14 protein-coding genes are annotated in these 14,740 nt (G+C 33.4%); 5 read left to right on the top strand and 9 right to left on the bottom strand.

The genetic code is table 11. The annotated features are described in order from the left end of the window. Positions 1–21: 21 nt before the first annotated feature. The 8 genes from ACHRV0_RS21000 to ACHRV0_RS20965 form a co-directional block, all read right to left on the bottom strand. The gene (locus ACHRV0_RS21000) at positions 22–1,467 is read right to left on the bottom strand and encodes a tagaturonate reductase (RefSeq protein ID WP_395442382.1); all 1,446 of its coding nucleotides are present in this window, start codon (positions 1,465–1,467) and stop codon (positions 22–24) included. 215 nt (positions 1,468–1,682) lie between these two features. Beyond that, a complete protein-coding gene (locus tag ACHRV0_RS20995; RefSeq protein WP_089058568.1) occupies positions 1,683–2,351 on the bottom strand; it encodes a bifunctional 4-hydroxy-2-oxoglutarate aldolase/2-dehydro-3-deoxy-phosphogluconate aldolase in 669 nt (222 codons plus the stop codon). An 11-nt stretch (positions 2,352–2,362) separates the two neighbouring features. Beyond that, on the bottom strand, positions 2,363–3,385 hold the full coding sequence (locus ACHRV0_RS20990; RefSeq protein WP_129024950.1) for a sugar kinase: 1,023 nt from the start codon (positions 3,383–3,385) through the stop codon (positions 2,363–2,365). Positions 3,386–3,443: 58 nt separating this feature from the next. Continuing rightward, the gene (gene uxaC / locus ACHRV0_RS20985) at positions 3,444–4,847 is read right to left on the bottom strand and encodes a glucuronate isomerase (protein WP_395442381.1); all 1,404 of its coding nucleotides are present in this window, start codon (positions 4,845–4,847) and stop codon (positions 3,444–3,446) included. Between the two features lie 24 nt (positions 4,848–4,871). Continuing rightward, entirely contained in the window at positions 4,872–5,663 is a 792-nt protein-coding gene (locus ACHRV0_RS20980) for a gluconate 5-dehydrogenase (protein ID WP_089058565.1), read from the bottom strand. A 4-nt stretch (positions 5,664–5,667) separates the two neighbouring features. Next, entirely contained in the window at positions 5,668–6,507 is an 840-nt protein-coding gene (kduI, locus tag ACHRV0_RS20975) for a 5-dehydro-4-deoxy-D-glucuronate isomerase (RefSeq protein ID WP_129024948.1), read from the bottom strand. Between the two features lie 99 nt (positions 6,508–6,606). Next, a complete protein-coding gene (locus ACHRV0_RS20970) occupies positions 6,607–7,923 on the bottom strand; it encodes an MFS transporter (RefSeq protein WP_129055958.1) in 1,317 nt (438 codons plus the stop codon). Between the two features lie 47 nt (positions 7,924–7,970). After that, the gene (locus ACHRV0_RS20965) at positions 7,971–9,440 is read right to left on the bottom strand and encodes an MFS transporter (protein ID WP_089054069.1); all 1,470 of its coding nucleotides are present in this window, start codon (positions 9,438–9,440) and stop codon (positions 7,971–7,973) included. Between the two features lie 445 nt (positions 9,441–9,885). Here ACHRV0_RS20965 and ACHRV0_RS20960 point away from each other — a divergent pair, with 445 nt between their 5' ends. From ACHRV0_RS20960 to ACHRV0_RS20940, 5 genes are all read left to right on the top strand, one after another. Next, a complete protein-coding gene (locus ACHRV0_RS20960; protein WP_395442379.1) occupies positions 9,886–10,782 on the top strand; it encodes an alpha/beta hydrolase in 897 nt (298 codons plus the stop codon). Between the two features lie 432 nt (positions 10,783–11,214). Continuing rightward, entirely contained in the window at positions 11,215–11,529 is a 315-nt protein-coding gene (locus ACHRV0_RS20955) for a hypothetical protein (RefSeq protein WP_089058561.1), read from the top strand. A 25-nt stretch (positions 11,530–11,554) separates the two neighbouring features. Further along, entirely contained in the window at positions 11,555–12,115 is a 561-nt protein-coding gene (locus ACHRV0_RS20950) for a 2'-5' RNA ligase family protein (RefSeq protein WP_395442377.1), read from the top strand. A gap of 158 nt (positions 12,116–12,273) precedes the next feature. Continuing rightward, entirely contained in the window at positions 12,274–13,197 is a 924-nt protein-coding gene (locus ACHRV0_RS20945; RefSeq protein WP_395442376.1) for a helix-turn-helix domain-containing protein, read from the top strand. Between the two features lie 148 nt (positions 13,198–13,345). Continuing rightward, entirely contained in the window at positions 13,346–14,110 is a 765-nt protein-coding gene (locus ACHRV0_RS20940) for an SDR family oxidoreductase (protein WP_395442374.1), read from the top strand. Positions 14,111–14,239: 129 nt separating this feature from the next. Here the strand turns inward: ACHRV0_RS20940 and ACHRV0_RS20935 are convergent, their stop codons facing one another. Beyond that, on the bottom strand, positions 14,240–14,713 hold the full coding sequence (locus ACHRV0_RS20935) for a PepSY-like domain-containing protein (RefSeq protein WP_395442373.1): 474 nt from the start codon (positions 14,711–14,713) through the stop codon (positions 14,240–14,242). Between the last annotated feature and the right edge of the window lie 27 nt (positions 14,714–14,740).

The following is a 14,740-nucleotide window of genomic DNA, read 5'->3' as shown; positions in this document are numbered from 1 at the left end:
CTTTATTTTTTTATCTTTTTTTTATTTTATTCTTTCTTGAAACTTAGCAAAGCCAGCTTCAATACCATTTGCATCAATTTCTTCTAATGCAATTGTAATTGCTTTTGTCAAACCAGAGATTTCAGTTAAATCCTCATCCCAGAAACTTTTATTTTGTAATGTTAAACGAGCGATTTTTTCGTAATCATCCGATTTCCAAAGTCCGTTGAAGAAAGCTGTAATATCTTCACCATCTTTAACCGGTAAACTTTGATCATTCCAAGTTCCTTTGTAGAAACGAATTAAACTCGCTAATGAAAAAGTCAAATTAACAGGCAATTTTTGGTTAGCCTTATAATATCCTAATAAACTAGGCAAAACTCTTACTTTAAATTTCGATACAGAATTTAATGCAATATCAGCAAGTGCATGTTTGATAAATGGATTTTTAAATCGGTCCATTACTTCCTCAGAATAGGCCGTAATTTCATTTTTGTCCATATCAAGAGTTTCACTAATTTCACTAATAACGCTATTTACAAATTTTCCAGTAAAATCTCCGTTAACAGTTTCCATTACTAATTTATTACCATGCAAAAGTGAAAAAGGAACCATTGCCGTATGCGCACCGTTTAAAATACGAACTTTAATCATTTTAAAAGGACGTATATCATCAACGATTTTTACGTTCAAATCTGTTTTATGAAAAGGCAATTTTGCTTTTAGATCATCTCCTCCTTCAATAGCCCAAAGGAAAAAAGGTTCAGCCGCAACAATTAAATTATCCTCATAATCTAATTTATTATTGTATTCTTCAATTTCAGCTCTTGGATATCCAGGAACAATTCTGTCAACCAAAGTACTATGATAGGTACAAGCATCTGATACCCAAGTTTTAAATGTATCTTCTAATTTCCATAAATCAACATATTGTAAAATATATTTTTTAAGCGTCTCAGAGTTATAATCAATTAATTCACAAGGAATTATTGTAACTCCTTTAGAAGCATCTCCATTAAAATGCTTAAATCTTTCATATAATAAAACAGTCAATTTTGCAGGAAATGACACTGGTGGCTGCATATCTGGAGTATCACTTTCAATAAATTCAATTCCAGCTTCAGTAGTATTAGAAACAATAAACTGAAGTTCTTCTTCTTTAGCTAAAGCCAAATAATTTGTAAATTCAGTATATGGGTTTACAGTTTTTACGATATTAGTAATTAACTCAATGTCTTGTATCTTTTCACCTTTTTTAATTCCGTTCATAAACAAGGTATAAAGACCGTCCTGATCATTAATCATATTTACCATACCGTCCTTCAAAGGTTGAACTATTGCAATACCAGCATTAAAATCAACTTCTTTATTTAGTTTGTAAAAAGCATAATCAACAAAGGCTCTTAAAAAGTTACCTTCTCCAAACTGAACTACCTTAATTGGCTGTAACTTTTCTAATCCTGTATTTATTCTATTTAATTTTTTCATTTTAAATTTTCTTTAATGCGTTATAAATAACCATTTATAAACCCTATTTCTTTATTTCTGCCTTTTAAATTGTAAATGAAACATTACACTTGAATGTAAAATAAAACCCGCTGTGAGGAGTGACAGAAATTATTTTGCAAGCGTAATGTTCAATTACAATCTCTAAAATCTAAAAAAAACGCATCTAAATAAGGATTGGCATGATTACTCCTTATTTATTTTTTTATATTTTTTATAATATCAAGAACCTGACTAACCTTTGCAGTTAAACCGTCAAAATCTTTATTTTCTAATATATCTTTTGAGATCAGCTGCGATCCTAATCCTACGCAAATTGCCCCTGCATTAAGCCATGAACTCAAACTCTCAACCGTTGGATAAACCCCGCCTGTAGGCATAATATTTGTCCACGGACATGGTCCTTTTATTGCTTTAATAAACTCTGGACCATAAGTATCTGCAGGAAACAATTTTACAATTTCACAGCCTAATTCTTCTGCTCTTGCAATTTCCGTTAGTGTACCACAGCCAGGAGACCATAATACTTTACGACGATTACAGGCAATTGCTATATCTTCTCTAAAAACTGGTGTAACAATAAAATTTGCTCCTAAACTCATATACAACGAAGCTGCCGCAGCATCTGTAATAGAGCCAACTCCTAAAATCATTCCTGGAAGTTCAGCCAAAGCATATTTATTTAAAGCTCCAAAAACTTCATGAGCAAAGTCACCTCTGCTGGTAAATTCCATTAATCTAGAACCACCATCATAACATGCTTTTAAAACTTTTTTACTTAATTCAATGTCAGAATGAAAAAACAAAGGAACCATTCCGTTATCTTTCATCGTCTGAGCAACCTCTATTCTTGAAAATTTTGCCATATTTCTCTTAATTACCTTGACACTAATGCAGAACCATCACCATCAATCATATTTTCAACTTCTTTTAAAGTAACCAAATTATAATCTCCTGCAATTGTATGCTTTAAACAACAAGCTGCAACTGCAAAATCTAATGCTCTCTGGTTATTATTTTGATATTCTAACAATCCGTAAATCAATCCTCCCATAAACGCATCACCGCTTCCTACTCTATCCACAACCGGCGTAACTTCTTTAACAGCCGCTTGATAAACCGCTTTTCCGTCAAACAAAATCCCGCCAATTCTTTGGTGAGATGCACTTACAGAATAACGTAATGTTGTCGCCGCCACTTTTAAATTTGGAATTAATTCAAACAACTTTGTATACAAAACCGGAAGCGTTTTTTCATCCTGATAATTCGGATTCACTTTCGGAATTCCTAACATAAAATATGCTGTATCGATATCACCTAAAATAACATTACTATATTTCAGCATTTCTGGCATAACTTCACTTGGTGTTTTACCGTATTGCCAAAGTTTTGATCTGTAATTTAAATCACATGAAATTTTAATTCCAAGTTTGTGAGCCGTTTTAATCGCTTCTAAACAAGCTTCTGCAGCGCTTTGTGAAATTGCTGGCGTAATACCGCTCCAGTGAAACCATTCAGCACCTTCAAGAACTTTTTCCCAGTCAATTTGTCCTTTTTCAATAGTCGACATTGCACTGTGCGCACGATCGTAAACTACGTTGCTTCCTCGTGTTCCTGCACCTGTTTCAAGAAAATAAATCCCTAAACGTTCTCCTCCGTAAAGAATGTTTTTAGACTCCACATTCATTTTTCTGATTTCTTTTAATGCAGAAAAACCAATTTCATTTTCAGGTAATCTTGTAACAAATTCAGCATTTACTCCGTAATTTGCTAAAGAAACACATACGTTAAATTCTCCACCACCATAAGTAGCACCAAATGCTGTAGATTGCGAAAAACGTAAATGTCTTTCTGTTGATAAACGCAGCATGATTTCTCCAAATGCAACTACTCTACTCATTATTTATTTTTTTTTTTGCCACTCCCTATAGCTATCGGGATTGCGGTTAAAATTTTAATTAAAATTTAAAATATTCTTTTGCATTGTTATATGAAATATCAGAAACCAATTTTCCAATCCATTCCATATCATTTGGAAGTTCTCCACGTTTGATTTCGTCTCCCAAAAGATTACATAAAATACGTCTGAAGTACTCGTGTCTTGGGAATGATAAGAAACTTCTTGAATCTGTAAGCATTCCAACAAAACAGCTGATTAATCCCATATTTGAAAGCGCGTTTAACTGCTTTGTCATTCCGTCTTTTTGATCTAAAAACCACCATCCAGAACCAAATTGTACTTTTCCTCGAACGCTTCCATCGTTGAAATTTCCAATCATTGTTGCCATAACTTCATTATCAGCAGGATTTAAGTTGTAGATAATTGTTTTTGTCAATTTATCTTTACTGTCTAAAGCATTTAAAAAGCTTGATAACTTTTGTGCTTGCGGGTAATCACCAATAGAATCCCAACCAGTATCAGGACCTAAAATTCTGTGCATACGAGCATTATTGTTACGCAATGCCCCTAAGTGAAACTGCTGTACCCATCCAAATTCGTGATACGTTTCAGATAAGAATACTAAAACAGCACTTTGGAATTTTAAAGCTTCTTCTGGAGTTATAATTCTGTTTTCTCTTTTCTTTTTGAAAATTGAACTGATTTCAGATTCTGTAAATTCTTCAAAATAAATTTGATCTAAACCGTGATCACTCAATTTACATCCGTTTGCATTAAAGAACTCAATTCTATTTCTTAACGCCGTTTGTAAATCAACATAAGTATTAATTGCAACTCCAGACACATCCCCTAATGTGTCTAGATATGCATTATAACCATCATTAGAAATTAAGATAGCTTTATCTGGTCTGAAAGCTGTACTCATTTTTGTTCCAAATGGATTTTTTGCCAATTTCTGATGAAATTCTAAAGAATCAATTGGATCTTCTGTTGTACAAACTAATTCAGCGTTTACTTTTTTAAGCAGATTTTGTGTGCTGTAAGCCTGAGAGTTAATTTTCTCAGTCGTTTCGATATAAATTTTCTCTGCCGATTTTTCATTCAGTAAATCGTAGATATCAAAATAACGAGCTAATTCTAAATGCGTCCAGTGATACAAAGGATTACGCATCGTATACGGAACTGTTTTCGCCCAGTTTAAGAATTTATCTTTATCTGAACCATTTCCAGTCACAAACTGCTCATTGATTCCTAATGTACGCATTGCACGCCATTTGTAATGATCACCGTTGATCCAAACCTGAGTTATATTGTCAAAAATTTTATCTTCGGCAATAAACTGAGGATTTAAATGATTATGGTAATCAATTATAGGCTGATTTTTTGAGTAGTTATGATATAACTCTTCAGCAAATTTATTTTCCAATAAAAAATTATCGTTTATGAATGTCTGATTGCTCATGTCTTTTTTAATAAAATTTGATAATTAATCTTCGTTTGAAGGTTTTCCAATTGTGGCAAGAATTCCGCCGTCAACATATAAAATATGTCCGTTTACAAAGTCGCTAGCTTTCGATGATAAAAATATTGCAGCTCCAGCCAAATCACCTGGATCTCCCCATTTTGCCGCCGGCGTTCTGCTTATAATAAAATCGTTAAACGGATGTCCGTCGACTCTGATTGGTTTTGTTTGTTCTGTTGCAAAATAACCCGGTCCAATTCCGTTAATTTGTACATTATATTTTGCCCATTCTGTTGCCATGTTTTTGGTCAACATTTTCAAACCGCCTTTTGCAGCTGCATAAGCCGAAACTGTACTACGGCCTAATTCGCTCATCATTGAACAAATGTTGATTATTTTACCTTGTCTTCTCTCAATCATTCCTTTTGCAACATGCTTAGAAACGATAAAAGGACTTACCAAATCAATATCAATAACTTCTCTAAAATCAGAAACTTCCATTTCTAGTAATGGAATTCTTTTGATGATTCCAGCATTGTTAATTAAAATAGCAATTGGTCCAACTTCGCTTTCAATTTTCTTTACAGCTTCTATAACTTCCTTTTCATCTGTTACATTAAACCTGTATCCAAAAGCATTAATACCTTCATTTTTTAGCTCTTTTACAGCTTCATCAATCTTTTGTTGAGACGAATTACCATTAACAACAATTGTTGCACCGGCATTTCCTAATCCCTTTGCCATTGCCATTCCCAGTCCGTGAGTACTTCCTGTAATAAGGGCAACTTTTCCTGTTACATCAAATAGGTTTGTCATGATCTTATCTTAAGTCCGTAATTTTACAAACATCCATATCTCCATAATCTAAATTTTCACCAGCCATTCCCCAGATAAATGTATAGTTGCTGGTTCCTGAACCTGAGTGAATCGACCAAGGCGGAGAAATAACTGCTTGATGATTATTCATCCAAATATGTCTTGTTTCCTGCGGTTGTCCCATAAAATGACAAACAGCTTGATTTTCTGGAATATCTAAATAAAAATATACTTCCATTCTGCGATCGTGTACGTGTGCCGGCATTGTGTTCCAAACACTTCCTGGTCTTAATTCCGTCATACCCATTTGCAATTGGCAGGTTGTTACAACACTTCCAATAATCATTTGGTTTACGGTACGGTGATTAGCTGTTTCCATCGTACCCAATTCTAACTTATTAGCTTCTGCCAAGCTTACTTTTACTGTTGGGTAAGTGGTATGAGCCGGCGCAGAGTTTAGGTAAAATTTTGCTGGATTTTTGCTGTCGTTACTTTTAAAAATAACTTCTTTATTTCCGCTTCCGATATACAAAGCATCTTTAAAACCTAACTCATAAGAAGTTCCTTCTACAACTACAGAACCGCTTCCTCCTACATTAATAATTCCAAGTTCTCTTCTTTCTAAAAAATACGGTGCTTTAAGCGGATCGATTGTTTCCAAAGCTAAATCACCTTTTACTGGAACCGCAGAACCTGCAATGTATCTGTCATAATGAGAATAAACCAATACAACTTCATCCTCCTGCATTAAATCATCAATTAAGAATTCTTCTCTTAACTGCTGCGTATCATATTTTTTAACAGCTTCAGGGCTTGACGCGTATCTTGAACTATATTTTGTCATAATTTTTATTTTAATGTAATCGATTGCACAAAATTAATTTTTTATATTGAAATAGCATAATTGAAACCAACAATTATTTAACTTGAATTACATTTTTCTTTATAATTCTACCTTTTTCATCCTCGGAACCAGTATATGCATTATCAGCCAAGCCAATAAATAGGAAGCGCCACAGATACAGAACATAATAAAGTAACCTGTTTCTATTTTACCTATTTTAGTATAATAAACGAACATATTCTTCTGTACAAGCAAGGTTAGTAAAATTCCGCCAAGCGCTCCAAACATCCCTCCCATTCCTGTAACCGAAGCTGTTGCTTTTTTAGGAAACATATCAGAAACAGTTGTAAAAATGTTTGCACTCCAAGCCTGATGTGCAGAAACTGCAAAACCAATAACCAAAATTGCATACCACATATTTATTGCTCCTAAGTACTGCGAAAACAAAACTGGTAAAACTGCCAAAGCATACAACAGCATACTTGCTTTTCTTGCTTTATAAGCCGGCCAATTATTATTTATCAATTTCAGAGGAAGCCAGCCTCCGCCAATACTTCCAATACTTCCAATCATATATACCAGCGCACAAGGCCATATAATTTCTGTTGCTGTCAGTTTGTATTGTTTCATCAAGAAATCTGGAAGCCAAAACAAATAAAACCACCAAACCGGATCTGTCAACAACTTACCAATTGCAAAAGCCCAAGTCTGGCGAAATGAAAGCAGCTTTAACCAAGAAACTTTTCCTGTATCTTCAACTTCAGCAATTTCAGCTTGATCTGACGTGATATATTCTAACTCAGCTTGAGATAGACGCTTTTGTTTTTGCGGCACTTCATACAAAAGAAACCACAATCCTAACCAAATAAAACCAACAATTCCGGTTAAAATAAACGCCCATTGCCATCCATAATTCTCTGCTATAAAAGGGACTGACAACGGCACAATAATAGCCCCTATATTACTCCCTGAGTTAAAAATTCCAGTTGCTAATGCTCTTTCTTTTTGTGGAAACCACTCCGCTGTTGCTTTTATTGCCGCTGGAAAATTTCCTGCTTCTGTAATTCCTAAAAATACTCTAGCGATCAAAAAACCTCCAGTTCCTGTCGCAAAAGCATGTCCAATTGCGGCCAAACTCCATAAACCGGTTGCAATTGCATAACCTAGCTTAGTTCCTAATTTATCAATAATTCCACCTGCAACCAACATCCCTAAAGCATACGCAATTTTAAAAGCCAGCTCTATATTTGAATAATCTATTACCTCTTGTTCTGGTGTCCATTGAAAAGCTTCAGCCAAAAAAGGTCTTAGGTAACTTATTACATTTCTATCCAGATAATTGACAGTTGTAGCAAAAAAAACTAAACTGCAAATAGTCCAACGGTATTTTCCTATTGCTGCATTAGCTTGGTTCATGATTAGCTTTTGGTTTAGGTTGGTTAGTTAGTTTTAAAAAATCTTGGTTAGAGATTTGTAATTGGACTGTATTTTGGAACAAGTGATTTCATTACAATCCAGCCAGTTAAATAACAAACCGCACAAATTGAAAAGATTATAAAATATCCTGCTTCAATACCTTTAAAGCCCATAAAAACCATATTCGTTTCTTTAGCATGATCAAATAAAACCCCCGAACCTTTATTAATTAAAGTCGATCCAACTCCACCTGCTAAACCTCCAATTCCTGTAATAGTTGCAATCGCTTTTTTAGGAAACATATCTCCAACAGTCGTAAAAATATTAGCCGACCAAGATTGATGCGCCGCACCTGCAATTCCGATAATTACAACTGGAACCCAGTAGCTGATATATCCTAAAGGCTGTGCAATCAATGCTAATAGAGGAAAGAAGGCAAAAATCAACATTGCTCTCATTCTTCCTTCATAAGGATTCATTCCTTTCTTTTCAACAAAATAAGTTGGAAGCCATCCGCCAATAATTGACAATAATGTAATCATATACAATACAAATAATGGCAATGCCGCTTCTGTTGAATCCATTCCGTAAACAGAGCTTAAATAAGCAGGCGTCCAAAACAAGAAAAACCACCAAACACCATCTGTCATAAATTTACCAAAAGCAAAAGCCCAAGTTTGTTTGTATTTAAAGCAGTCTACAAAAGAAACTTTTGAAGTTGTTTCCGGTACATAACCTTCTAATTTACTGTCTGCAATATCATCTTGTTGAATATAAGCTAATTCCTCTGCACTTACTCTTGGGTGTCTTTCAGGTTTATCATACATAAAAACCCAAAATCCCATCCACACAAATCCTAAAGCACCAATGATGATAAAAGACATTTCCCAACCAAATGATTTTGCAATAAATGGAATGGTAATCGGAGCCGCTAAAGCACCTACAGTTGCACCCGCATTAAAAATACTTGTTGAAAATGCGCGGTCTTTTTTAGGGAAATATTCTGCTGTAGTTTTAATCGCTGCAGGAAAATTTCCTGCCTCACCAACTGCTAAGACAAAGCGGGCAAAAATAAACAAAGCCACACTCACGTTGATTACCAGCGCAGTGTCATTTATTGTACTGATTATTTCTTTTGAGCCATGAAATCCTACGAACCAATTACCAGTTATAATTCCTGAAGTTGCTATACCGCAAAATGCATGCAAACAAGCTCCTACAGACCAAATACCAATTGCCCAAAGAAATCCTTTTTTTGTATCAAGCCAATCTACAAATCGTCCTGCAAACAAAAGAGAAACAGCATAAAATATAGAAAACAATGCTGTGATATTTCCGTAATCATTATTTGTCCAGTGAAATTCAGGAGCTATGAAATCGCTCCATGTTAACGATAGAACTTGGCGATCTAAATAATTAATTGTCGTTGCAAAAAACAGCAGCGCACATATGCTCCAACGATATTTTCCTGAGGATTTGACGGTTTGATTTACGGTAACGGCATCGGTTTGATTCATGGTAACGGCTTATTATAGTTATAAAGTTTTTTGGAAAATCAACACACTATTAAGTAAAATTCGAAAGATCAAAATCAAGAATCCGAAACAAACAAACGAAAATAATGTAATCGATTGCACAAATATAGTTTTAAATCTTTATATTCCAAATAAATTATATAAAAATTTATATTTGTCGCATAAATAAACACATCACTTAAAAAAATGACTACTAAATTAAATATTAAACAATATATTTGTTAATTGCGAGCATGCAAAAATAACCTGTTTTCGGCATCAAAATTGTCCGCTGAAAAACAGAATGTTTCAATTTTGGTTTTAATTATTTAAGTTTTGATGAAATTTAACATTCTTAATCTGTCTGTTCTCTTAAAATTAATCCTAAACAACTCTATTTACCGTGAAAAGCACAAAAAAACAATATTTCAAAAAAGCTGCATTTTTTATGATTTTAATACTTGGAAACTTAGCTTCAACATCGGCACAAAATCAAACTATAAATCTTTGGGAGCAAATTCCTGATGAAATAAAATCTTCTGATTATAAAGAAAAACCAGATTTTAAAAACGGAGTTATTCAAAGCACAAGTTTAGTTACAACACCTACTCTTACAGCCTTTTTTCCCGTTGCAAGCAATCCCGATCATACTGCTGTAATTATTCTTCCAGGCGGCGGTTATTCGCATTTGGCGATTGATAAAGAAGGAACCAAAGTAGCAGCTTGGCTCAACAGTTTAGGAATTACAGCTTTTGTATTAAAATATCGCCTTCCTAGCGATTTGATAATGAAAAATAAAAATATAGGTCCGCTTCAAGATGCGCAAGAAGCGATGCGTTACGTACGTCAAAATGCTGCAAAATGGAATATTGATCCGAAAAAAATTGGAATAATGGGCTTTTCTGCCGGCGGGCATTTGGCTTCAACCTTGTCTACGCATTATGATGACAAAGTATACGAATCCTCTTTTAAAACAAGTGCACGTCCTGATTTTTCGCTTTTTATTTATCCCGTAATTTCAATGGAAAATCAAATAACACACAAAGGCTCACAAACCAATTTATTAGGAAATAATCCTTCACAGGATCTTATAGATACTTTTTCTAATGAAAAAAAAGTTACTCCTCAAACACCGCCAGCTTTCTTAATTCATGCTACAGATGACAAATCAGTATTACCAGAAAACAGCATTAATTATTATTTAGCCCTTAAAAAGAATAATGTTGCAGCAGAGTTACATTTATACGAAAAAGGCGGACATGGTTTTGGATTAGGCGTACAAGACACTAGTAAATATTGGACTAAAGACTGCGCAGAATGGCTTAAAAGCAATGGACTGCTTTAATAAAAAAAGGTTTTTAGATATGATTAACTAAATAACCAAATCTAAAAACCTTAAGAAAATTATACATTATTGTATTATTGCAAATTTATACAATGCAGTCCACACAAATGAATGTGCTTAATTTTCCTTTAAAAAGTTTCTCCAAAAACAGTTTAATCATAGAAAAATAAAAAATAATCTTGGTATTTCTATAAGACAAATCTACAGCCGTCTTTTCAGATTTCATTACGGGTTTCCTCATTTTTGTACTATTTTACGTTATTTTTATGTTAACAAATCCTAGTACATTGTGCTTCAAAATGTTGTAATTAAAAATAAGTACGAATTCTAAATAAAAAATACGTAATAAACTAATATACAAGCTGATTTCTTGTCCTAGATTAAGTTACCATTACCTTTATACTCGTAAATTTGTTATCTAAATAAAAGATTATGAAAACTCTCGAATTCTTGCTTTTGGGTAAAAACGAAGAAATTCTAGCTATTTTGCTTCGTCTCGTAAATGCCGATGAAAATTGGAATGCTATTGCCTTCAATAATGAAAAAGAGGCTCAGGAATACTTTCTAAATCACAAAATCGACATTGTACTTTTAAGTTCTGGAATCGAAAACCATATCGAGAAAGAATTCACTTCTTTTTGCTTAAAAAAGCAACCCGAAGTTGAAGTAATTGAACATTTTGGAGGAGGAAGCGGTTTATTAAAATCTGAAATTCTCCATCGATTACATTTAAAAGGAAAGCTATAAATTTGTAATAATTTAAAGCCTCAAAATGGAAAAAACCTATTCAGTTGTATTTTATTCTAAATCAATAATTGAGCCCGTTAAAAAGTTAAAAGACTTTTTAAGAAGTAAAATCGAATGGTATAACAGCTGTAATTCTGAAGCGCACATTACAATTTGCGAATTCAAAATTGATGAATCTCAATTGGATTCAATCAAACAAAAGCTTTCTAAAATTTCTGACACTTTTACGCCTTTTAAAGTATCATTAGATCATTTTGATTCTTTCCCAAATAGCGGCGCTTTTTTTATTGGCGTAACCAAAGATTCAAAAAACAATCTTGTGCCCATCATGAAAAAAACTCATGAAACATTAAAGTCTTTAAATCTTAAGAAAAGTGATAATCCGCATTTATCAATAGGAAGAAGATTAACTCCAGAAAATCTTAAAATTGCTTCTGAACTATTTACAGAAATTGATCTTCAATTTGAATGTAATGAGATTGTTCTTAGAGAATTTGATCCAAAAGCAAAACAGTTTTTTGTAATTGATGCTTTTCCTTTTGGAAGTAATCCAGAACCTGAGTTTGTACAGGGAAGTCTTTTTTAATTATTCAGTAATTTTTAATCTTTCCCCAATCCCGCGTGTGATTTCTCGTTCCTCGAAATGACATAAAATGCGTGTATGTTTTGCGAACCTTGCGTTCTTCGCGATTAAGTTCACGAAACTTATTTTTTGTATATTTGAATTTCGCAATTCATCACGATATGAAAACCCTAGATTCATTTTATCAGGATATTACCGAAGGTTCAAATGTGAATCCTGCTTCGCTGCTGCCAAATGATATTCAAAAAGAAATTGGACATTTTAATATTTTTGACATTAAAGAACTTTTAGAACGTTTGCAGGGAAAATCGGTTATGCCTTATGACAGAAGAGCTTATTACAAAATAAGTTTGATAAAAGGGAATAACAGGGCTGAATATGCCGACAAAATAATCGATATCGAAAAACAGGGTTTATTATTTGCAACACCCAAAATTCCATACAATTACCTTCCACAAGACACCAATCAATCAGGACAATTTTGTGTTTTTACCAGCGAATTTCTATCTAAAAACAAAAGTGGAATTGATCTTGACGAACTTCCAATTTTTGCTTCAGACGGTTATCCTATTTTTCAGCTTTCAGATGAAGAAGTTTCAGAAGCTGAATTGATTTTCAACAAAATACAAAAAGAAATCAACTCTGATTATATCTACAAATATGATTTAATCCGAAATTATGTTGCTGAATTGATTCATTTTGGTCAAAAATTACAACCCATTTCGGCTCTTTATTCTAAGCACAATTCTGCTGCACGAGTTTCGTCATTATTTGCTGAATTATTAGAAAGGCAATTTCCTATAGAATCTCCGCATCAACGATTAGAATTAAGAACTGCAAAAGACTTTGCCGCACGACTATCTGTACATGTAAATCATTTAAATAAGGTTTTAAAAGAAAACACAGGAAAAACTACAACCGAATTAATCAGTACACGATTAACAAACGAAGCCAAAATCCTTTTAAAACAAACAGACTGGAATATTTCTGAAATTGCCTATTCGCTTGGTTTTGAAGAATTAGCACATTTTTCTAATTTCTTTAAAAAGCAAACTTCTTTAACGCCTTTGGCTTTTAGGAGTTAGTTGTTCTGTTTCACGTTTCAAGTTTGGAACTTAAAAAATTAGAAATTACTTTTTTGATTTGAATTTTGCAAACATCGATTTGATATTTACAATTCTCCAAATCTGCCCCGCTCCTATCTTTGCAGTATCAATTAAAACAAATATAAAAATGGCAATACAAACAAAAATAGCTCTGGTTACAGGCGGAAGCAGAGGTTTAGGAAAAAACATGGCAATCGCAATTGCAAAAAAAGGAATCGATGTAATTATAACTTACAACAGCAAAAAAGATGAAGCTGACTTGGTTGTAAAAGAAATCGAAAATTTAGGTCAAAAAGCTGCTTCTCTTCAACTAAACGTAGCAGATAGTGCAAGTTTTGATACTTTTTTTAAAGAAGTACAGACTGCTTTAAAAAGCACTTTTAAAACTGATCAATTTGATTTCTTGGTAAATAATGCCGGAATCGGAATTCACAATTCATTTATTGGCACAACAGAAGCTGAATTTGATCAATTGACCAATATTCAGTTTAAAGGTCCTTTTTTCTTAACTCAAAAAGCGCTGAATATAATGAATGATGGCGGCGGAATCGTAAATATTTCAACTGGTTTAACACGATTTTCATTTCCTGGTTATGCCGCTTACGCATCTATGAAAGGGGCTGTTGAAACCTTAACTAAATATCAGGCGAAAGAATTAGGCGAAAGAAAAATTAAAGTAAATGTAGTCGCTCCCGGTGCTATTGAAACCGATTTTGGCGGCGGCGCAGTTCGTGATAACGAACAATTGAATAAAAGTATAGCGAGCGTAACGGCTTTAGGAAGAGTTGGTCTGCCGGACGATATTGGCGCAGTAGTTGCTTTTTTATGCACTGAAGAAGCACGATGGGTAAACGCACAACGAATTGAGGTTTCTGGCGGTATGAATTTGTAGTTTAACTCACAACTCTAAATTAATTGTAAAACTGTTCAGTCTTTTAATCTAAAAAAACAAAACCCGATAAGCTTTAAAATCTTATCGGGTTTGTCGTTCTAAATATAATTGAATTAGTAAGTAAACATTTTAGTTTTTTTCGATGCTCACATCAAAACCTCCGTTTTTATCAAAAACAAGATCATAAAATTTTCCCTCTTTTTCTACTCCAACTTCATAGGTCGTTACATTTTTATAGTCTACAACTACCGCAATTTCTTTTATTGCTTTTGACTGATAATTTTTCTTCAGATAGTTTTGTGCCTTCAACGGCAATTGATTTAACGGAATTTGCTGTTCAAATGCTTTTAATATTCCTAAATTATCATAAATCGCAAGAGCTTTAATATTCTTATCAGTATTAAATTTAGCTTCATATCTAATTTCATCATCATCATCTCCAACATAATTGAGTGACCAAACTGCTTCTTTATTTGGATATTCCTTTTGAAAACTAAACAACACTTTTTCTGGCGGTGTCACAATCTTGTTTTCAGACAATCCATTCTGAGCAATCAATAAACCGCTGTACAAAAAGAGCATTACAAGCAAAACATTCTTCATACTTTCTCAGTTTCAAATTAAAAAGCT

Origin of the sequence: Flavobacterium sp. FlaQc-30, from assembly GCF_044005885.1 — a bacterium.
Taxonomy (GTDB): Bacteria; Bacteroidota; Bacteroidia; order Flavobacteriales; family Flavobacteriaceae; genus Flavobacterium.
The sequence above is the reverse complement of the archived record's forward strand: the minus strand, read 5'-3'. Positions and strand labels throughout refer to the sequence as shown.